This is a genomic window from Paracerasibacillus soli (assembly GCF_042432965.1).
GTDB lineage: Bacteria > Bacillota > Bacilli > Bacillales > Amphibacillaceae > Paracerasibacillus > Paracerasibacillus soli.
Map to the genome: position 1 here is coordinate 1 of NZ_JBHLWL010000033.1, position 21,783 is coordinate 21,783.

Genomic DNA, 21,783 nt, shown 5'->3' on the forward strand with positions numbered 1-21,783 from the left:
ACGCCTGCAAAATACAGTCATCATCTTCTTCAAGTTGTTTAAAAGCCTTTTTTAAAAATGTCCTTTACAAAGGGTACATTTTAAAGGGGTCTGACCCCTTATGTTAGATTTGTTGATGTAGGTTAGGTTTTACAGCTAGTTAACTTACAATAAATGCTTCTCTACTTTTCCATTTTTCACAACGAGTTGGATATTTTCGTTATTCGCTAGACTGTAAATATCTTCTAACGGATTTCCTTTCACGACAATTACGTCAGCTAGTTTTCCAGCTTCTAAAGTACCTAGTTTATCTTCCCAACCAAGGCACTCGGCCGCAGTTTTTGTTGAAGCAATAAGTGCATCCATTGGTGTCATACCCGCATCTACCATCAGACCAAGTTCACGTAAGTTTGTTCCGTGTTTCATAACACCAGCGTCTGTTCCCATGGCTATTTTAACACCAGCTTGATACGCTTTTGTGAAACTTGCTTTATGTTGTTCAATCACTTCTTTTGATTTCGCGACTGCACTATCAGGCATGCCAACTTTTGCTGCGTCTTCCAAAACAGCAACTGGTGCTAATAATGTAGGAACTAGATATGTTCCATTTTCCAGCATAAGTTCAATTGCTTCATCATCGAGGAAGATTCCGTGTTCAATTGAATGGATACCTGCTCGAACTGCATTTTTAATTCCTTCTGCACCTTGCGCATGAGCCATTACTTTTACGCCTTTTCTAAAATGCCCTTCCTCTACTATTACTTTTAATTCTTCAAGAGAGAACTGCGTAAATTCAGGATGATCTGTTGCACTTAATACACCACCAGTCGCATGAACTTTGATTACCTCTGCTCCGGCCCGCAACATTTCGCGTGTTTTTTTTCTCACTTCCTCGACACCGTCGCATTTTCCACTTGGCATGCCCGGAAAATTCTCAGGAAGTAAATTCAATTCTTTTCCTGAAACAGTATATCCATCACCATGGCCACCTGTTATTGTTAATGCATTAATACTTAATTGTAGTCGTGGCCCAACAATCAAACCGTCTTCAACCGCCTTTTTCACACCTAAGTCTGTACCTAACGCATCTCTGACTGATGTAATTCCTGCATGTAACGTATTCTTTAAGTATTCCGCTGCCTGATAGTACATAAATGAAAATGGAGTTGCTAATCGCTCCGCCACTGGTGAGTACTCCATCATCATATGTACATGGGAATCTATAAAACCTGGTAAGACCGTTCCACCTTGTACATCAATCACGGCTTCATCTCCGGCTGCCTGGTAGTCTTGTTCAGGTCCAACAAATCCAATTTTCTCATCTTCGATTACAACGACATATCCTGTTTTCGGTTCACTGCCGTTTCCATCAATCACAATACCATTTTTCAAAAGTTTTTTTCCCATTTCCTATTCCTCCGATATGTATTTAAATTTTCAAAACAAACAAATCCGACATATATTCAATTAAAATCTACCACTATTTACAATGTCTGTACGAGTACTGCTGCAATCAAAACGGAAGCAACTGTTACTGTCGTAAAGCCACCAATTAACATTGGAGCCAATAGTTCATTGAAAATTTGCTTTTCCTGCTGTTTATCTTTTCCAATACTACGTGCTACTTCCTCGCAAAGAATGTAATCACCTGGAAATCCAAATAATGCTGTTAAGGCAACAGGCATACCTTTATACGGGTGCCACTTTAAAAGTTTTGACACGAGGAAGCCACCTAGTGAAATTCCAATTGTTCCGATAATTAATATCAAAATAATACTTGGTAGATTATCAAGTGCTTGCTGCGGTGTAACATCAGCCATTGTACCAATTACGACAAAGATAATTCCCATCATAGTTAATGTAAAAGAGTTAGATTTTTCCAATGCTTTTGGTTCAAATATATTTAACTTTAATCCTACAATTCCAATAGCAAGACACCATAAACTGTAATGAATTGGAGTTATTTCTCCAAGCGCAACTCCTATTGCAGCACCAACAAAGACAAAGAATAATTTAAGGGTCATACTCGATTTTAATGGATTAGATTTTACTGTTTTATCTACTTTCCCATTTAGCTCTTCATCTGTTGCCATTGGAATAAACGTTCCAATTTCCATTTCTTCCTGAATCTTCACTGCATATTTACGCATAAAATGTAACGCCAATGGCATCCCTATTACACCTTGGAATGCTACAACAAGTGCCGGAATTACGACAAGACTTGTAAGGCCAATTTCAGCTAATTTCTCCGATGTTATAATGAGCGCGATAATTCCTCCGCTTATTGGTCCAACACCAGCAACTGCCGTCGGATAATCAAAAACAAATGAAATGATTGATAAAACAAAAACACCTGAGACAACAAGTCCACCTAACGCAATAAGAACTGCCTTTACTTGACTCTTTAGCAAAGAAAAGGGAATCATCGTACCCATATGTAAAATAGCTGGGCCAATTAAAATAGCGCCTAATGCAGGAAATTGGGATTTTTCCAAAATATCTTGTGGGAAAAGTCCCGTCCAGCTTAATACTAAGAAGCCAACCATAGCGGTTAGGAGCATAGGAATTCGCGCTCGTGAAATAATAGAAAGCCACTCTCCTAATGCAATCAATGCAAATATAAGTACGGTTGCGATAAGTGGATTACTTAACAAACTAACCCCTCCCTTTTCAACTTTTCTAATTTTGATAATTGCTAAATAATATATCACCTCTTAAAACATTTGTCTACACACTTTTCCACCTTTTTATAATTATCTAATTAATTAGTCTAATATGAAAGCGCATACGTGATTGGTATATCAACATTCTTTCGATACACGAAATTTATTATTTATTTGATTTTTTAACGTAATGATTTAAAGTTTAAAAAGAAATCAAAAAGGGTATAAAGCTTTATTGCGTATAACTTGAAAATACATGATAAAATCTATTTAAATAGAATGATGCATGACTTCATTCATCGCTACATAAAGTGAAACTTCAATCAGCTTGGTTTTCGTACTTCCTTTGCTAATTGTTAATTGAATGAATCGGATTACTCTCGGATGATTTCCCAGCTATCATCCATAAATCTCATTGATTTTTTGACTTAGGATCTTACAGCAGTTACCTGCAATAAATTTCCACTTCCTATAGTGGAAAAAAGATAAGATTTTACATTTTTTCAGACAGAGTCTTCGTTTAAATATAAAATAATGTAGTGACTCCCCTGGAAGATTCAGTCAATCGTCAAATTTTAAAGGGTATACAATGCTTGAGAAATGTTAAACTAAAAATAGGTAGTTTGAGAGGAGGTCTTGCGGAAGTGATGACTTCTGCAAAAAATAAGATGAACATTTCAGTTACAGAAAAAGCCCATGCGTGGTTTAAGAAAGAATTTGATCTTGAAAATGGCGATGGTATTCGCTTTTTTGGTAAATTATATGGTAAGACAGCAGTACATGATAACTATTCACTTGGTATGCAATATGCACAACCAAATGATGTTCTCGCTCAAGTCGACGTAGATGGCGTCATTTATTTCATTGAGAAATCTGATGAGTGGTTCTTTAGTGGATATGACTTTCATGTAGATTACGATGAAAATGCAGATGAACCGTTATACAGCTTTACATAATATACTAAAAATAAATTAACGAGGGACAGACATATCACGTCTGTCCCTCGTCGTATCACTACTACAACACGAAAATAATTTAACAATTCATAATTGAGGGGTCAGACCCCTAACTTGTAATAAATCGATAGCCGAAGCCGCGTACTGTGGCAATATATTGGGACCTTTCTTTTCCCTTCAGTTTACTACGTAAATTACGTATATGTACCTTTACTGTTTCAATATTACTACCGGAATGATAGCCCCATACATGATAAAATATTTGCTCCGCACTAAAAACTTGATTCGGTCGTTTCGCCAACATCAATAATAACTGCATCTCTTTTGCAGTTAAAGAAATGAGCTCTCCTTCTATAAAACATTCATATGTATTTAAGTGGATAGACAAATTTCCACTTCGTATAATATGATATGGTTTCTGATTCTCTTGCTGATAACGTCTTACTACTGCCCTTATGCGTGCTTCTAATTCTTCGAAATGGAATGGTATTGTAAGAAAGTCGTCTCCACCTAATTTAAAACATTGCAATTTTCTTTTTAAATCACTTGCATTGCTAATAAAAATAATTGGTATATGAAAGTGTTTACGAATATTTTTACATATTTCATCCTTGTCCAATTCCGAAATTTCGTTTGATAATATGATAACCTCAGGTAAAAATTGATGAACATATGTAATTGCTGCATTACTATCATTGATCCACTCCATGACAAACTCATCTTTTTTAAAATAAGTTTGTAATCCTTTTCCTAAAGCTTCATCTTCTTCAATTAGTAAAATATTAATTGCCATATGTTCTTCCCCCCTTAATTACTTTAAAGGCTATGCATACCATGTATACTTACCTGTATTATAACACAAATAATTTATAATTGATATTTAATATAAAATATTCAGAATAGATTAGTAGCCATCCTCCATTTATTTAAAACCCGTAAAAAATGGCAGGAAAACAATACATTATCAAAACTGCTTGTTTTTCTGCCTGTATTATCGCCACAGTATGAACCGACAGTCATCAATGGTACGATTTTTTATGAGCGAAGACATGAAGGCCAATGTTTCACAGTCCTCAGCCATCCATTAATAAAAAATTTAACCTTATAGTAGCTCAAACAGTTAAGGTGACGAATTGTCATCCCTATCAAATCGTGCTGTTTTTTCCCATTCTATCGTTTGTTTTTTTATTTTATTCCTTGTATAAATAACAAAACTACGTATTAGCTTTATGAGGAACAATTGAGCATACGTAAAATACATGATGATAATAAAACAAACATTTATAAAGGTAATATTTCGATCAACGGCTAGTGCACTTAATAGCTGCATCGTATAAACGATATAACTCATAAACCATAAAATAAGTAAGGGGGCAACAGATTTATACATTGTCATCATACCTAAAATACTCAAAACAAAGAATATATCTGATACTAATAGTAAAACAACAAAAACAGAATATGTCATAACATGTTGTAAGGATAAAAAAAGTGTACGTCCTTTCCAATAATCCTTTGATAGCAATGACTTTTCTAATAAATAAATGTTTCCAATAAACCAGCGTGTTCGTTGTTTAAAATAGGTTGAAAGTTTTTCAGGTTCTTGTTCCCATGTTTTAGAAGTTGGCACGACAGGAATAAGATAACCTAAAGCAGTGATACGAACTGTTAATTCTGCATCTTCCGCTAAAGCGTATGGATCATAGCCACCAACTTCTTCTATGATTGATCTTTTTAACAACATATTTGTTCCTGCAAGGGATCCAAGTTTAAATAATGCCCAACGTCCACATTGCATCAGTAGCTGAAATACTTGAAATTCAAGACTAATCATTCGTGTTAAAGCATTTACTTCTGAATTCTTTGTTTTAACATATCCTACTGCCCCCGCCGCATTTGGTGTCACTTCCGCTTGTTCAATTAGCTTTACTAATGCATCTGGTTCAGGCTCATTATCTGCATCGTAGATCATAAAATAATCTGACTCGGATATGCTTAATCCATAATTGAGAACACGAGATTTTCCTTTTGGTTCACCAGTTGGGACGCGAATATGGTGTATATGGGAAAATAGCTTAGCAAATTCATCTGCAATTTCACCAGTATTATCTGTTGAATGATCATTTAATACATATATGTTTAATTTACCTGGATATCGTAAACGTGCCATCGCTCGCAATGTGTAGCTCATTACGATTCCTTCATTATATGCGGGTATAAGGACTGCGACACTTGGATAATAGGCCAATTTATTAGCTTCCTTAAATGTTACACGAAACCAAACGCCAGCAACAGTTAATATAGAATAAAAAATTAAAATGATCCAAAACAATATCATGATCGAATCAAAAAGAATATTCACGACTCCATTCCCTCTTTCAATCGTTCGAACACTTCCTCAGATAATAATCTTTCGTAAGACATATCAAAAGGAGCATACAAAAGATTTAATTCCTGCTTTATTTTTCCTTTTATACGTTCTAAAACAACATGTACCCCATTTTCATCCGTATCTTTTAAAATGAGAAATATACTTCTTTCTTGTGAAGTTACAATGTCAAATTGCTGTCGAATTGCAGCTAAGATTGCTCGTTCAATATATTCTTGAAGGTTTTCCATAATATACGGTTCGCTATAGGTTATCTCAAACGTTATAAACCAGGCCTCACCTTTTCTTCTTACCGCAATTAATATTCCTTTTGCTTCATACAGGAATTCGCGATTTGTTAAAATGCCCGTATTTTTTTTCGTCTTTTCTAACAACTTCACATTTTTCCTTAACCGATTTATTTCTTCCTGCATATTTTTTAAATAGTTTGTTGCGACCCATAAGAAAGTGAGAAACAACGTGAGTAAAACATGTTCATAAACATATAACATTTGTTCAGATGGTTGTACCTTATGAAATAAAGCATATCCAGTCAAAAATCCACCATAGCCTAGTACGATGATGACGACGTATAAAAAAGTTTTACGCACAGGTAAGATGTACATTACGATAATTGAGACGGCAATGAGTAACATATCTAGGTAAGAAAATGGAAATTCTACTAGTAAAATCACCCAACCATTTATTAGTAACAATCCAAAAACAATCGCTGCAATTACATGATGAATCATATCCAAGTTCCCTTCTTTAAGGAGTTCTCAAAACGTTCGATATAAATAAATGTAGGTCGCCTAAGGGTATTGTGTCTTTATTCATGCAGCTCCTATTATTAATCGACTTTCCATATAGAAGATCGACTAAATTCCAATAATCCACAAATATATTCATTGCCTCAGTAACCACACCTGTAAATATAATGAAATTGTGAAGTTTTATTATATGTCAAAAGTAACAAGATTATCGAACAGTATTTTAAACCAAACAAATAAAGCACCCGCAAACTGGGTGCTTTCATATATCCACTATATTAGATGGGATTTCCCCATTCACTTCTTAATGAACAAAAAGAAATTCTATACTTTTTATTTCACGAGATTGATTCATCATAATTCGCTCGCAATAGCCATGTTCTAGTAAATGTTGGTTAATACTGTGCTTATATCTGCCGATTTTCTTAAAGTAGGTAGCAGCAATATTTAATTCCTGTGACATTCCAGCTATATTTCCACCACTTAGTAGTTCTAATTGCTCATACATTTCCTGACATGTGAAAACGAACTCTGAGATTCCAATTATTCTTTTTCCCTCTAATACATTTGATTTCTTCTTTCCAAAAAGAGATCTTAATTCAATAATACAACAGTTTTTTTCATTCTTAATATAATTCCGTAATTCTTTTATATAACGAATGCACTGTTGTAAACCTCTTCTATCAATCTGAAGTTGATGATGATTTTGATTAGCCAATATTGTCACTCCTTACTTTTTTTAGATTTTGATTCAGATGATGCAGTGCTAAGCCTTGTCCATCTTCCAGCGATTACGTACATTTATTAATCATGATACGTAACAAAAGTTAAAAATGGGTAAAAAGTATGAATATTTCCATCCTATTAGTAAATAGAAAAGGATAACCAAGCCCATATTAAGCTAGTTACCCTTTTTTCTTCACAATAAACATCTTTTTCAAGTTTTTTTCTTCATTATCTTAATGCTCGTTTTAATTGTTTCAAATAAAAATAACGAACTAGGATAAAGTATATAACCTGGATACATGCAAACGAACCAAGTACAATGGCACCCTCTCTTGTAATATCAAAATCAAAGAAATGGGATAACGCAGTTAATGCAACGACTCCATGTAACAACGCCACAATAATTGGAGCGAAGAATAGAATAATCGTTTGGCGCGTAATAATTTTACGCAATTCAAAATCAGTTAAGCCCATCTTAGCAATTGCTTTGAATTTCACCTTATCTTCATCAAGATCTGTATATAGGCGGAAATATAAAAAACTACCCGCTGATACGAAAAATACAATTCCAATAAATAAACCGATAAATAAGATAGGGCCAAATGATTTATTTATTTCATATAGCATATAGTCAATAGATTGGAAATTGTAATAATGTGTATGTTCTGTAAGATACTTTCCTGTTTCTATTTTTACATCTTTACTCACATTTTTTACTTGCCAAGCAAAATACATATTTTCTCTTTTAGCATCCGGCAACTGATTATATACATTATCATTCACAATGTAATAAGCATACATTTCCGGTAATATATTTGTCTTTATTATTTTACTTGGATTAATTTGCTGCTTGTCTTTTAATGAAATCTTTGTTTTAACTAAAATCTCTTCCGTATTTTCATTCACCATATTAGCCTGTTGATCTTTCGTTACAATAGCCTCTATTTCTTTCGGATGAACTAATTCTTCATTTGCTAACTTTGCAAATCGGTTATAATCCGATGCTTTCACAATTAGAACCTCACGCCCATTAACATCAAAATAATGCAGTTGTATGCCTTCCTTTTGATATGGGATTTGTTTATCTTTCAAGTAATTGTCTATTCGCACAAGGTCATTTTCTGTTTCAGGCTCATCATTGCCCGGTATAATTGAATACGTATATGGATATGGACTAGCATCCGCTGCACTTCTCGTTATATACGATTGAAAACCAAATAACGTGCCAATCGCAGTAAAGGCAACAGTAGAAATCATGGCAACCATAAAGAAAGTACGTGCATTATCTTTCAAACGAAAGGCCAAATCCGAAAACAATATCATATTTGTTTTTCTCCAGAAAATAGGACGACTCCTTTTTAGTCTTCGAATTAGATAAACACTAAGTTGTGTAAAGAAAAAATATGTGCCAACAGTTACGATAACTATAACAGGAATCATGGCTATGATAACTTCTGCACCTTTCACATATAAAGCAATGCTGTAACCAACGATAAGGAGTATAGCCGCAAATAAAGTAAGCCAAATATTTGCCTTTGGTTCACCTTTTGATTTTTGGCTTCCTTTAATTAACTCAATTAATTTTTTCGTACGAAGCACAAATGTGACAAATAATGAAATAACAAAAAATAAAAGGATAAACGACCCGAGTGTAATGATAATAGCCTTTGTAGGCATATAGAAATTTAGCGATTGCTCAATAATAAGGGCGTTTTCAGCAATAAGTAGAATAACTTTCGCAAAGATAAGCCCAAGTCCAATGCCGCTCAATGTTGCAAACAAGCCTATAAGCATATTTTCTAAAAATACCATCCAACGTATTTGGCGTGTTGACATTCCAAGTAATGTAAGTAAACCAAATTCACGTTTACGTGACTGCAAAAAGGAACTCATCGAATATAGCACGAAGAAAAATGAAAAAATGTAAATAATTCCTCCCGCAACACTCATTCCAAATAATGCATTTTTATTAATCGTGCCACTTGAAAATGTTGGGTGAAAAGCGAACATCGCAAATGTGAAAAATACCATCACAGTAAATGCACTACTTAAAAAATAAGCTAGGTATAAACGTTTATTACGTAAAACATTATGAAGGGCGAACTGACGAAAAGTCATTGTCATCCCCTCCCATCAAAGAGAGCGTATCAATTATTTGCTGGAAGAATGTTTGACGATTATCACCACGATGAATTTCCGAATATAATTTTCCATCACGAATAAAAATAACACGATTGGCATAACTTGCCGCTTGTGGATCATGTGTCACGAGCATCATCGTTGTTTTTTCTTCTTCATTTAATTTCCCTAACATACCCATTACATCTTTTGAAGCTTTAGAATCTAGATTTCCTGTTGGTTCATCTGCTAAAAGTAATTTAGGCTGATGAATCATTGCTCTTGCAACGGCTACGCGTTGTGCTTGACCACCAGAAATTTCATATATCCGCTTATTTAAAATATGCGCAATGCCAAGTTTATCAGCAATGGCTTGTGCCTTTTCTCGCATATCTTTTACACGTACACCATCTAATGTGAGTGGTAAGACAATATTTTCTTCTACAGTTAATGTATGAAGCAAATTAAAATCTTGAAATACAAATCCTAATTCACGGCGACGAAATTGTGCTAGTTGATTGCGATTTAATTGATGCGGATTTTCCCCTTCAATAAGAACCTCACCAGTTGTCGGATCATCAATCGTGGAAATTATATTTAACAAGGTTGTTTTTCCACTTCCTGATGGTCCCATCACCCCAACGAATTCACCTTTATCTATTTCTAAATTAATATTTGTCAATGCACGATATGCTACTTTACCTTCGTATACTTTTCCAACACTTTTTACTTGTAACATGCCAATCTTCCTTTCTAATCTAAATTGTGTCACAGTTTATCAAGTTACCTTTGTGACAGTTTCCCTTATTTCTGTTTAAAGTATACGTTTTTCATGCATCACAAACTATCGAATTTCCTTTCATTTACCTTACATCTTTGTAAGGTTTTGGGTTGGTGAGAATATAATCCGAAAACGCGAGCCTTTTCCAACTTCACTCTTTACTTCAACATTGTGTTGTAAATATTGTGTTACCTCTTTTACTAGAAATAAACCCATTCCAGTTGACTCACGGTATAAACGTCCATTTTGCCCTGTATAAAATGCATCAAAAATACGACGCATATCGTTTGGAGGAATACCGATCCCAAAATCCTCTATTTCGATAATTGCTGCTTCTTGTTGTTCAAAAAGAGAAATATTAATTTGCTTACTATGTCCTTTAGAATATTTCACCGCATTGTAAATGAGCTGTGAAAGCATAAAAAAAAGCCACTTCTCATCTGATTCAACAGTTATGTTCGCACGCTGTATTTCTAGCTTCGGATAAACTTCATTTCGAATGTAAAATCGTTTTAAGTCAACATTTACATCTCGAATTACTTTTTCTAATAATACCGGCTGAATGCGAAAGTCCTTTTCAATCGTTCGTAAACGGGCCATATACAACACCGTATTTAATCCTGTCTTCATTTGTTCTGTCTCTTCACGAATATTTGATGATTCCGGTTCATCCAAATCTTGGGCAGTCAACTCAATAACAGATAATGGTGTTTTCATCTGATGAACCCATCGATCCATAAACATAAAATGTTCTTCTTTTTTCACTTCAATGGTACCGATTTTTTCCATATACAGTTGATATTGTAATTTTAGTAACCGTTCTAAAGCTTCACTTATTGGTACGTTGTCATATTTTTGTATTGATTCATCAAGCGTAGTTTGTGCACATTGCAATCGTGCGTAAAAGTTTCGCCGTGTTATATAATTAATAACGAGATAGCAGGTCAGTATAAAGATGCTAAGAAAAAGCACATAAAAAATCATCTGTTTACTTTTATATCCATCTAACCAAAACAATAATAAAATAACAGTTATTTGCAAGATGTTCATCATAATCAAAGATTGCTTCTCTTGTAAAAATAATTTCACTTTTATCACCCCATTCATATGTGGACATCGCGTTATACGAATCAGTTCAGCTTGCATTTATAATCATGTATTTATTTAAAAAATAGTAAAGTACAAAACAGTCTAATCTGGGATTTGCAATCGATAGCCAGCACCACGTACAGTTTCTATTGCATCATGCAATCCAAGCTCCGCGAACTTTTTACGTACACGTGCAACATTTACATTCAATGTATTTTCGTCCACATATGTCTGATCATCCCAAATTTTTTCTAATAAATCTTCTCTTCCTGCCACTCGTGGATATCGGTCCAGTATACTCTCGACAATATCAGCTTCCTTTTTTGTAAGTACAACCATATTGCCACTATAATGTAACGTTAGTCGCTCTGGATAAAACTGAATACCACCTTTTTCCATCACCCTTTCTTTATGAGATGTTGCATATTCACCATATGCTCGTCGCATTTGACTACGAATCTTCGCCATCACAACATCTGGATGAAATGGTTTCATAATATAATCATCCCCGCCATTTTCAATTGCCATTACTTGGTCCATCTCCCCAATTCTGGCAGATATAAAAATAACAGGACATATGGATTCCACTCGAATTTGACGACACCAATAAAAACCATCAAAGCTAGGCAAATTAATATCCAAAAGGACAAGATTTGGTTGAAACTCACGAAATGTATCCATAATCCGTTCAAAATCCGTTGCTACATGCACTTCATAATTATATTTTTTTAGATGTGAAGCAAGGTGTTTTGCTATTTTCACATCATCTTCAATTATCAATATTTTTTCCAATATGATCACCCCATACCTGTTTATGGTCTATCCAGATTATACCACTTCATTATCAAATTCAATTGACTCGATTCATTCTCCGTTCTTCCAATACGTCGTATATTCCATTCGTTTTCATACATTTAAATTGTATTTACTAACTTTATTTGAAATCATAGACTATATATTAACATGACATAAGCTTTTACTTTACATTTCCAAAAGGAGATTAAAAGGCACATAGATATAGTACGAATCTATTGGAGGTTTCAACATTGAAAAAAATTGCTTTGATTGCTTTGGGGGGTACGATTTCTGCCAAAGGAAATAATCGTTTGGATTTGAAAGACTATCAATCTGGATTACTAAGTGGTAAGGATTTACTTGACCGTATTCCAGAGCTACAGCACCTTGCACATATTGAAGTTATCGATATTGATCATATTAGTAGCACCCAACTAACAGAAAAACATTGGATTCATTTAGCTAAAACTGTTGAATATTATTTAAATCAACAAAATTTTGATGGTGTTGTCATTACGCATGGAACTAGTACGTTAGAAGAAACTGCTTACTTTTTACATCTCACCGTTCGTAGTAAAAAGCCCGTCGTTTTAGTCGGCGCCCAACGTCCGTATACAGCATTAAGTTCTGATACACCATTGAATCTCATGCAAGCAGTAACAGTCGCCACTAGCTCCTCTTCCTATTCTAATGGCGTCCTTGTAGTGGCGAATGACCAGATAAGTAGCGCACGAGAAGTAACGAAGGAGCACACTTACCGACTGGGAACATTCCAAAATGGTGAATTTGGATTCCTTGGTGTGATCGATGGAGGTTTAAATGTACAATTTTATCGGAAACCTACACGAAAGCATACAGTAAATTCAAACTTTCATGCAAATCAGCTACAAAAACTGCCCAAGGTTGCGATTGTATATTCCCATGTTGATGCAGGTGGAGATATCATTCAATTTATTACACGTTCTAAACAATATGCGGGAATTGTTGTTGCCGGAGTCGGAGCTGGGAGATTTTCAAAACAAGAAGAAACTGCATTGCTTGCGGCACGAAAAAATGGCATTCATGTAGTCCGTAGTAGTAGGGGTGGCAATGGTCGAGTAGTGCCCATCGCTGCTTATCAGCAAAATAATTTTATTAGTGGAGATAACCTCACACCCCAAAAGGCAAGAATTTTACTAATGCTTGCTTTAACAAAGACAAATAAACTGAGTGAGATTCAATATTATTTTGATACATATTAATGATAAATAACCTTTAAAAGCCGATGATACTGCTCCAGCACGCTTCAGAATTATCGGCTTTTCTTATTGTCTGCATTCAGTTTTTGGCATGTTTCTGTACAATAATTTTCACTGATGATTTAGACGACAAAATGCTCATCTATCTTTAACCACAAATAATTAGTACAATTTTTTTATAACTAAACATAGTAGTCTAATTATAAGGTTTAGTTTCATTTACTACCTATTAATTTCAAACGTCATTTTCACATCTTCTCCGACACTTACAAAATCCTGATTATACGGCCCGTTTATTACTAATGTGAGTGTATTAATCTCCTCTGGTGGGGTTCGTAAAAAGAAAATAATATTTCCTTCCTTTTTTACTTGTCCAATAAAATCACCGCCGACATCATCTGAAAAGTATGTTTCAGCAGTCACTTGATCATTTGTATTTGTAGTAATCATTGCATAATCAGGATAAAAACTAATCGTTTTATTTGATGTATTTTTAGCGAATACATGAAACATGATGGCCGTAACCGTATCCTCTCCATTGAATAAATCTAAATAATCATCCTTTACCTTTAACTCGCCAATTTTTAAGTGGCTTATATTCATATTCATCGTACCGCTTTTTGCTTGTTTTACTATATCATCTTTATAAAAGATAGAAAATTTACCTGGTTCTATTTCCTGCGTACTTTCCTTACGTTTGTCAGTAGTATATTTGACCAATTCCCCAGTTATTTGTTGATTTTGCTGTGCATGGTCTTCTTTATCGCTTGACGTACAAGCTACTAATAAGCTAAATATGATCATTATCGTAACATTTAGTATGTACACATTAAATCGCATCTTGAGAGGATCCTCCTTACGTGTCTTTAATCAAGCTTATTGTTAGCGGATTTTTTAGATTGTATCCACTATTAATTATTATAAACGCTTGATTCAGAACAAGCGTTCCCTTATAATGAATATACGCTACTTACATGGAAGTTTTTTTACAAATCTTTTAAATTAACACCACCTAGACGCAACATATTTCGATTATAGATATAAGAAGATTTCCGGACTCTCGGAAAGATTGAAAGTGAATAGGAGGATGTTCATTGACGCAAAACAATAAACTTACACTTACTTTTGAAGAGATTTTCGAACAGAATGAACGACGAATTTATTATCAACTTCACAAATTGAATATACGTGATCCACATCATGAGTTTTTTCAGGAAGGTCTTGTTGCTTTATGGAACGCCTATGAAAAATACGATCCAGACCGTGGACCAATGTCAACATATTTCAATTTTCATATTCGTAATCGTATCATCGACAAAATTCGTAAAGAATCACGGGTTCTGGAAAACGAGGAGGATATCATAAAAGAGCATGAAATTAAACAAACGAATGGTAACCATCTCCGTAAGACCGATGTGTCCTACGTAATTCCACCACATCATGATATACCAATTCAAGATTTTCACTTTTGGGACAAACTAAGGAGAAATTTAACGATAAAACAGTGGAAATGGATTGATTATTTTATTATCAAAGGGTATACACAAAAGGAAATTGCCAAGATTGAAAATACGACTGTAGAAGCTGTAAAGGGCTGGGGCAAGCAAACAAGAAGGAAATTACGTGATGAAGCATTTTTACGCAAGATAGACGTTGATTTAAAAGATTATTTACCCTAACTTATAAAAAAACTAGTGTTCAATCGATAGACACTAGTTTTTTGATGTGCTTATTTTAATTTATATTTATAGGAGATCAGGAATACACACATGTGCACGCACCCCGTTCAATTGCATATTGTCTTTTAGTTAGATTTATTGATATAGTAGGTTCCAGGCGAGTTGAGATATCCGTCTAACAATTGATTCGTATGGTGTTTCCTTTACAGTTTCTGTTAAGGAAGTCATAACACTTTCAAATATTCCTTTTCGCAGTTCTTCCTGTTTACATTCATCGAGCAAAAATTTCGTATACTCTACCGTAATAGATTGACATCGCGGATTTGCTTTTAATTTTTGTTGAAATTCTTCAAGTGCAATAACCAATTGTCTCTTAATGTCTGCTTGTTTATTCTCCTCTTTCTTTTCACTTGCTAACCAATCCCTGGGAAAGAAGACCTCATCTGATTTCATCTGTTCAACAATAATCGGTTTTAAACGATTTATTGCAAAACGAATTACTTTCGTAGTAGAAACTTGTTTTGACGTTCCCATTATCCACGCATGCATAAAATGATTAATAATTCCTAGTAATATGATTGCCTGGTCCAATGCATACTTTTTCGTTCCAGGCGAATATATTTCAACAATACGACTTGCAATCCATTCAATTTCTTTCATATGTTGTTGTTTAATAAACTTTATCAGTTCTTTATCATCAGAAAAAGAGGCTGACTCAAAAAGGGATATTAAATTATATTCTTTACTCATATTCATCCGTACTGCAATTTGTTCTATAAAAGTATGTTCATCCGTTTTATCCTTGTCCGCCGCCAATTCTAAACGACGCTGATCCCCCATTTCTTTTATATATGCTAGTACTGATATAAAACATTCATTTTTAGAAGAAAAATAATTATAAAATGTCCCCTTCGCAATTTTAGCTTCAGTTATGATATCCTGAATCGATGTTTGTCCAAATCCTTTTTCAACAAATAACGTTAAAGCAGCATCAACAATCTGCCTTTTCTTCCTATTCATCATGATCATCCCTTTATGAATTGTACTTCCATTCTATCCCTTAAACACCTATAATTCAACATTTTTTAATGTAAGCGATTAACCAACTTGATTATTTTAGACCGATAGTATAGAATACGTAAGTATCTAAAAAATACACCTCAAAAATTCCATTTCGATAAAAGGTTGTGATAGATTATGACAGATATAAATCATACAATTGAAAAAAAACCACCATATGCGATGATTGCAATTTTATTTATTGGTGCCTTCGTTTCGATTTTAAATGAAACATTGTTAAACGTGGCCCTTCCTTCCATTATGAGTGAATTTGAAGTAAAGCCAACTGCTGTACAATGGTTATCTACAGGGTACATGTTAATTAATGGTATTCTTATCCCTGCTAGTGCATTTTTCATTCAACGTTTTTCAAACCGTTCCTTATTTATTACCGCAATGAGTTTATTTACGATAGGTACGGTGATGGCAAGTTTTTCTCCAACGTTCGGTATATTACTTACGGCAAGAATGATTCAAGCTTCAGGCTCAGCAGTCATGATGCCATTGTTAATGAATATTATGCTTGTTGCATTTCCAATTGAAAAACGCGGTGCTGCAATGGGTACTTTCGGTTTAGTTATGTTTGTTGCTCCAGCACTTGGACCAACTTTATCTGGTTGGATTGTAGAACATTATAGCTGGAGAGCATTATTTGATATCGTGATTCCTTTTGCAGTATTGACATTGCTATTTGCTATTTTTAAACTGAAAAATATTATGCCACAACGGAAAATTAACTTAGATACTTTATCACTTATATTATCAAGTATTGGTTTTGCTGGTTTATTATATGGGTTTAGTTCAGCTGGAGATAAAGGCTGGGGTCATCCATTAGTATATGGAACAATCATAGTTGGTGCAATTGCACTTGTCATGATGATCTTACGTCAGCTACGTTTAGAAGAACCAATGTTGGAATTTAGAGTATTTAAATACCCGATGTATGCTCTTGCATCATCCATTTCTATCGTACTCGCAATCGCAATGTTTTCAGCGATGATCTTAGTTCCGATATACATTCAAACAATTCGTGGCTTTTCACCAATGGATGCAGGTTTATTAATGTTGCCTGGTGCAGTTTTAATGGGAATTATGTCACCTATCACAGGTAAATTATTTGATAAATACGGTCCTAAAACACTATCTACTTTAGGTTTATCTATTGTTATCATTACGACTTATTTCTTTAGTAAACTTAATATGGATATATCCTACTCTAGCCTTGTTGTATTATTTTCGATTAGAAGCTTTGGTATGTCCATGGTCATGATGCCCATTATGACGAATGGGTTAAACCAATTACCAGCCCATTATTATCCACATGGAACTGCGATGAATAATACTTTACAACAAGTGTCTGGTGCAATTGGTTCCGCATTATTAATTACTGTCATGAACAGTCGTACAGAATCAAAGGCTGCTGAAATTGGTGAGAAAGTGATGGCTACACTTGATCCAAATGTGCCAATAACAGCTGCGCAAACTAAACAATTAGAAACACAAATTTTAAATGAGGCAATGTTAAATGGTATCAACTTAACATTTTTAGTATCTACTTTCATTGCACTCATTGCCCTAGTATTAACATTTTTTATAAAACGTGTACCAACATCTTCCAACAAGCCACTTACAGAAGATATTGAACCAAAGAATAACTCTGATGAAGCACCTGTATTGTAATCTAATTTGATGAGGCTATGACAAATGGGAGAACCCCGTTTGTCATAGCCTTATTTATAGCCTAGTTCCATATACATACTACTTGCTACACGTAGCCAATAAATAAAACAGAAAAAACTAGCGCATTCCTATTGTAAGAAGAATGCGCTAATTTTTTCTTATTCAGTTAATGACAGAATCAATAAATTCTTTTATACGTACTTGAAATTCCTCCGTGAAAAGGTCAAACGCCTTTGTATGGCCAACATCTGGAACAATCCACAATTCTTTTTTCCCGCCAGCTGCATCGTAAATATCATACGCCATTTTTGTCGGTACTAAGTCATCGGCATCACCATGAATGATAAGTAACGGTTTCGTATTTTTCTTTACTTGGTCTATGGATGATGCTTCTTCAAATGTATAGCCAGCACGTATCTTTGTGATGATACTCGTTACATCAAGTAGAGGAAACGATGGCAAATTATAAATATGCTTTAATTGATGTTGCAACTCTTCTTTCACTGTACTATAGCCACTATCCGCAATAATTCCTTTTACCTGGGGTGGTAACTTTTCACCACTCGTCATGAGTACAACAGCAGCCCCCATCGAATTTCCATGTAGGATAATATTTTCTGCACCATATTCATCAATTAATAATTGAATCCAATCAAGATAGTCTAATCTATCATGCCAGCCATATCCTATGTAATCACCTTCACTTTCTCCGTGCCCCCGTGCATCTGGAAGTAAAATGTCAAATCCTTCATCATAATAAAACTTGGCTAATTTCCCCATGTCGTCACTTGTATTCCGAAAACCATGTGCTAAAATAACTGCTTTTTTATTTGGTATTTCATTTTTGATAAATTGTGCCTTCAATGATAGTTTGTCATACGATTTAATTTCTAATAATTCAGTTTTTTGATTGTCAAACCATGCCTTTGCTTCATCAAATATAGATTGGTCAGTCGAACTTACAGCAGCATTTACTGTTTCTGCTTCTCGATGAAGTTCAACCTCCGTACCACGTTTAATACCTTGGCTATAAAAATAATTACCAGCAAAGATGAGCCCAATAAATAAAACTCCAATAATACTCCCTAAAATAATGAGAATCCTTTTCTTCATCATACTCCCCCATTCATTACGCGATCATCTATTATTTTATATTTCTATCATACCGTTCTTATACATTTTATTCTAGTATATTTTAGGGTAATTACTTGTTTTTACAAGAAAAGCATGAGGGTAGTATTTTTATGTAGAAGAATATTTCGGAGTGTTATGGAGTTATTGTCTGATAGACCTTAAGCAATTGATAACATTTTACAGACGGAGTCATACAGCCAGTAAATATAGTGATTAAGTATTGTCATCACTATATTTAAGCCGAATTCGGTATATAGTATTGTTTAAACAATATCAGTTTCTTTTTTTGTATGACTCCCGATCATCTATTACTTGATTTGGTTATTACCATTTACAAGTGTTAAAACCATACCACGCTTTTTCATTGGCTTTTTCGAGGACGGGTAAAAATAAGCTTTACCTAATAAAATTAAACTAAGCACACTTAACATCGCATCACCTATCGTTGATTGCCCCATGACTCCCATTTTCTCTGCAATCATTGCGGCTTGGTAAAAGGATAGAACACTCATCCCCCAACAAATAAGTGACAAAATGACTTCCATATTTTTTAAGCCTTTTCCTTTTTCTGTAATCAGATATAAACTAAACATTAATACATATACAAATAAAGATCCTATCACAATGGAACTAAAATAAGCCATCTCACATCTCTCCCCCGAGTTGTTATCATAAATAATTATATTCACTTCAGACATTTGTCATATATAATTCATAATTTAAGACATTGTTTGTTACAGATTTGTGAACATCCTTTATTTAAATATTACTCCAATCCTGATATTCTTGCAACCGTTTTTGCTCCTTGTAGAGAAAATAACTTTATAGGTTCAACATAAATATTCTTTTAGGCGAAAGAAAACCATCCAATTTAATATATCTTTGGATGGTTCATGATTATCTTTCACATGTCATATAAAGTCAAACTTCAATCAGTGGGGCGCACTTCCGTTACAGAATCGGGGGAACAAAGACTGTTCTATTAAGTCTGAAAAATTGTTCTTTATCTGATTGTTGTTTTCTCACATATTATGCTATCAATCCACTGGTATTCTTGAAGCGAAGTCTTATAGCCGGTTAATATGCGCTAACTGTTTAAGATTATCCCATACGTAGGCTATCTCTAATAATGACTTGCCACTAATAATGAGCCTATCAGAATCTACTCTTTTTCCACCGAGTTTTTCATAAAAATACTTCGCGCTGTTTTGCTCTAAAACCCAGACGAGCATTGCACTGAATTCCTGTTTTAAAAGGGATTGTGCCATTGCCTCCACAAGGGCAAAACCAATTTTCTGTCCTTGATATGTTTGCAACAAATAAATCGCATATAATTCGCCATCTACATGCTTATATTTTCCGCTCCTTTCACGTCCACCTGATGCAAAGCCTATCAGTTCACCTTGCTTATTTTCAGCTACTAATATTGTAGTTTCATCTGCTTGTAACTGTTTCTCCCAACTTTTTGTCCGAGACTCATAAGTTAGATTTTCATATAAAAAAGCATCTGGAACGATGCCAGCATATGTTGTTCGCCAACTATCTACGTGGACTTTTGCTATATGAGGTGCATCTTCTATTTTAGCTGTTCGTATATGTATCTTACTCGCCTCCTTACTTGCAAAGCATAATTTTAATAATCCTAACAAAATCAAGTTCTAATTTCAATCATCCTACTTTGTTCAAAGGTTTGAAAATCATGGGATTCATATATTTTATAAAAACTAATTAAACGCCACTTCAAACAGTACGGTTTTCGTCACGCTACTACTGATTATTAGTTGAAAGAACTGCTTAGCTTTTACTGGCTTTTAAACCCCCACTCCTCATTATATTTTTTTAGGGTGGGGGCTCTTCCAGCCAATTAGACTCTGATAGAACTACAACGAGAGAAATTCAAAATTTCCCAGAAAAATGTAGGTAATTATTCAAATCGAAAGTGTACTTCTACATCTGCATGTACGTTAATTTGACCGGCTTCAATAGGAGTAGTTGCACTTAGTTCTACTGTTTTAAATGTTTGTGGCATGATAGGCTGTTGGTCTAATATTTCCTTTACAAATGTAGGTTCATTTTCTATCTGAACTTGTAATGTTCTTGCGATTGTCTGTGCTTTTACTACTGCATGTTGAAGTGCAACGACTAAAGCGCGTTGATACCATGCTTCTTTATGAGATGTTGTAAATTGGATATTAGAAACACGACTTACTCCCGCTTTTACTGCCGTATCAATCACTATCCCTGTTTGTGATAACATTGGTATTTTTACCGTGAGAGCATGAACCACTTGATAACCCCGAAATATCTGTTTGCCATCTACATAATCGTACATTGGCTCGATTCTATAAGATACGGTCTGTATATTTTCTTGTGGGATGCCAAGTTGCAATAATGCTTGGATAACTTGGTTCGCTTTATGTGTATTTTCTTCTTGTACGGTTGCAACATCTTTCCCCTCATTTATCATGTCAAACCTTACCTCCGCCAAATCTGGCGTGACTTGTATGGATCCAGTTCCATAAACAATTATTGTTCGTTGATTAAGATGACCTTCTGATTGTCTTCCCAATTCTTCATACAAATGCATTCACCCTTCACATCGCTTTTTCAATATACTATGCAAAAGCGGAGAAAAGGGATTCACAAAAAGGGGTCTGACCCATAGGCCTTGCACGAATGTAACCTTATGTAAGACATGTAATAATTTTACAGTTCGGTTTATTGTTTGAATAAAAAAAGGGGGATGAG

Annotated in this window: 20 protein-coding genes; 4 read left to right on the plus strand and 16 right to left on the minus strand. The window is 34.5% G+C overall.

Annotated elements, in window-relative coordinates:
• Positions 1-144: 144 nt before the first annotated feature.
• Together ACFFIS_RS09665 and ACFFIS_RS09670 are read right to left on the minus strand one after the other, a co-directional pair.
• Positions 145-1,386, minus strand: a complete 1,242-nt coding sequence (locus ACFFIS_RS09665) for a metal-dependent hydrolase family protein (protein ID WP_320378424.1) — start codon at positions 1,384-1,386, stop codon at positions 145-147.
• Between the two features lie 77 nt (positions 1,387-1,463).
• A complete protein-coding gene (locus ACFFIS_RS09670; RefSeq protein ID WP_320379742.1) occupies positions 1,464-2,633 on the minus strand; it encodes a hypothetical protein in 1,170 nt (389 codons plus the stop codon).
• Between the two features lie 653 nt (positions 2,634-3,286).
• On the opposite strand from ACFFIS_RS09670, the gene ACFFIS_RS09675 reads away from it, so the two are divergent.
• Positions 3,287-3,598, plus strand: coding sequence for a HesB/YadR/YfhF family protein (locus ACFFIS_RS09675; protein ID WP_390187226.1), 312 nt, complete (start codon positions 3,287-3,289; stop codon positions 3,596-3,598).
• 109 nt (positions 3,599-3,707) lie between these two features.
• Here the strand turns inward: ACFFIS_RS09675 and ACFFIS_RS09680 are convergent, their stop codons facing one another.
• From ACFFIS_RS09680 to ACFFIS_RS09715, 8 genes are all read right to left on the minus strand, one after another.
• On the minus strand, positions 3,708-4,391 hold the full coding sequence (locus tag ACFFIS_RS09680; RefSeq protein ID WP_390187227.1) for a response regulator transcription factor: 684 nt from the start codon (positions 4,389-4,391) through the stop codon (positions 3,708-3,710).
• Positions 4,392-4,718: 327 nt separating this feature from the next.
• A complete protein-coding gene (locus ACFFIS_RS09685) occupies positions 4,719-5,960 on the minus strand; it encodes a glycosyltransferase family 2 protein (RefSeq protein WP_390187230.1) in 1,242 nt (413 codons plus the stop codon).
• Positions 5,957-6,718 (minus strand): hypothetical protein, encoded by a 762-nt coding sequence (locus ACFFIS_RS09690; RefSeq protein ID WP_320378420.1) that lies wholly within the window; start codon positions 6,716-6,718, stop codon positions 5,957-5,959. The genes ACFFIS_RS09685 and ACFFIS_RS09690 overlap by 4 nt, the downstream gene beginning before the upstream one ends.
• Positions 6,719-7,040: 322 nt before the next feature.
• Positions 7,041-7,454 carry a hypothetical protein gene (locus ACFFIS_RS09695; protein WP_320378419.1) on the minus strand — a complete coding sequence of 138 codons (414 nt, stop codon included), beginning with the start codon at positions 7,452-7,454 and terminating at the stop codon, positions 7,041-7,043.
• Between the two features lie 236 nt (positions 7,455-7,690).
• Positions 7,691-9,580, minus strand: coding sequence for an ABC transporter permease (locus tag ACFFIS_RS09700; protein ID WP_390187232.1), 1,890 nt, complete (start codon positions 9,578-9,580; stop codon positions 7,691-7,693).
• Positions 9,552-10,319, minus strand: a complete 768-nt coding sequence (locus tag ACFFIS_RS09705; protein ID WP_390187235.1) for an ABC transporter ATP-binding protein — start codon at positions 10,317-10,319, stop codon at positions 9,552-9,554. The genes ACFFIS_RS09700 and ACFFIS_RS09705 overlap by 29 nt, the downstream gene beginning before the upstream one ends.
• 129 nt (positions 10,320-10,448) lie before the next feature.
• The gene (locus ACFFIS_RS09710; RefSeq protein WP_390187237.1) at positions 10,449-11,450 is read right to left on the minus strand and encodes a sensor histidine kinase; all 1,002 of its coding nucleotides are present in this window, start codon (positions 11,448-11,450) and stop codon (positions 10,449-10,451) included.
• A gap of 102 nt (positions 11,451-11,552) precedes the next feature.
• Positions 11,553-12,242 (minus strand): response regulator, encoded by a 690-nt coding sequence (locus ACFFIS_RS09715; protein WP_390187238.1) that lies wholly within the window; start codon positions 12,240-12,242, stop codon positions 11,553-11,555.
• A 239-nt stretch (positions 12,243-12,481) separates the two neighbouring features.
• Between ACFFIS_RS09715 and ACFFIS_RS09720 the strand changes: the two genes are divergently transcribed.
• Positions 12,482-13,486, plus strand: coding sequence for an asparaginase (locus ACFFIS_RS09720; protein WP_390187239.1), 1,005 nt, complete (start codon positions 12,482-12,484; stop codon positions 13,484-13,486).
• Between the two features lie 219 nt (positions 13,487-13,705).
• Here ACFFIS_RS09720 and ACFFIS_RS09725 read toward each other — a convergent pair whose 3' ends face one another.
• Complete coding sequence (locus ACFFIS_RS09725) at positions 13,706-14,323, minus strand: hypothetical protein (RefSeq protein ID WP_390187242.1); 618 nt, start codon at positions 14,321-14,323, stop codon at positions 13,706-13,708.
• Between the two features lie 254 nt (positions 14,324-14,577).
• On the opposite strand from ACFFIS_RS09725, the gene ACFFIS_RS09730 reads away from it, so the two are divergent.
• Positions 14,578-15,162 carry a sigma-70 family RNA polymerase sigma factor gene (locus ACFFIS_RS09730; protein WP_390187243.1) on the plus strand — a complete coding sequence of 195 codons (585 nt, stop codon included), beginning with the start codon at positions 14,578-14,580 and terminating at the stop codon, positions 15,160-15,162.
• 135 nt (positions 15,163-15,297) lie between these two features.
• Here ACFFIS_RS09730 and ACFFIS_RS09735 read toward each other — a convergent pair whose 3' ends face one another.
• Positions 15,298-16,182, minus strand: coding sequence for a TetR/AcrR family transcriptional regulator (locus tag ACFFIS_RS09735; protein ID WP_390187244.1), 885 nt, complete (start codon positions 16,180-16,182; stop codon positions 15,298-15,300).
• Between the two features lie 177 nt (positions 16,183-16,359).
• On the opposite strand from ACFFIS_RS09735, the gene ACFFIS_RS09740 reads away from it, so the two are divergent.
• Positions 16,360-17,901, plus strand: coding sequence for a DHA2 family efflux MFS transporter permease subunit (locus ACFFIS_RS09740; RefSeq protein ID WP_320378407.1), 1,542 nt, complete (start codon positions 16,360-16,362; stop codon positions 17,899-17,901).
• Positions 17,902-18,063: 162 nt separating this feature from the next.
• On the opposite strand, the gene ACFFIS_RS09745 is transcribed toward ACFFIS_RS09740, so the two are convergent.
• The 4 genes from ACFFIS_RS09745 to ACFFIS_RS09760 all read right to left on the minus strand — a co-directional run bounded on the left by ACFFIS_RS09745 (position 18,064) and on the right by ACFFIS_RS09760 (position 21,616).
• On the minus strand, positions 18,064-19,014 hold the full coding sequence (locus ACFFIS_RS09745; protein WP_390187247.1) for an alpha/beta hydrolase: 951 nt from the start codon (positions 19,012-19,014) through the stop codon (positions 18,064-18,066).
• Positions 19,015-19,343: 329 nt separating this feature from the next.
• Positions 19,344-19,679: a hypothetical protein gene (locus ACFFIS_RS09750; protein ID WP_390187249.1), complete on the minus strand. Its 336-nt coding sequence runs from the start codon at positions 19,677-19,679 to the stop codon at positions 19,344-19,346.
• 423 nt (positions 19,680-20,102) lie between these two features.
• Positions 20,103-20,690 (minus strand): GNAT family N-acetyltransferase, encoded by a 588-nt coding sequence (locus tag ACFFIS_RS09755; RefSeq protein ID WP_390187251.1) that lies wholly within the window; start codon positions 20,688-20,690, stop codon positions 20,103-20,105.
• Positions 20,691-20,959: 269 nt separating this feature from the next.
• Positions 20,960-21,616 (minus strand): SIMPL domain-containing protein, encoded by a 657-nt coding sequence (locus ACFFIS_RS09760; RefSeq protein WP_320378403.1) that lies wholly within the window; start codon positions 21,614-21,616, stop codon positions 20,960-20,962.
• Positions 21,617-21,783 lie beyond the last annotated feature (167 nt).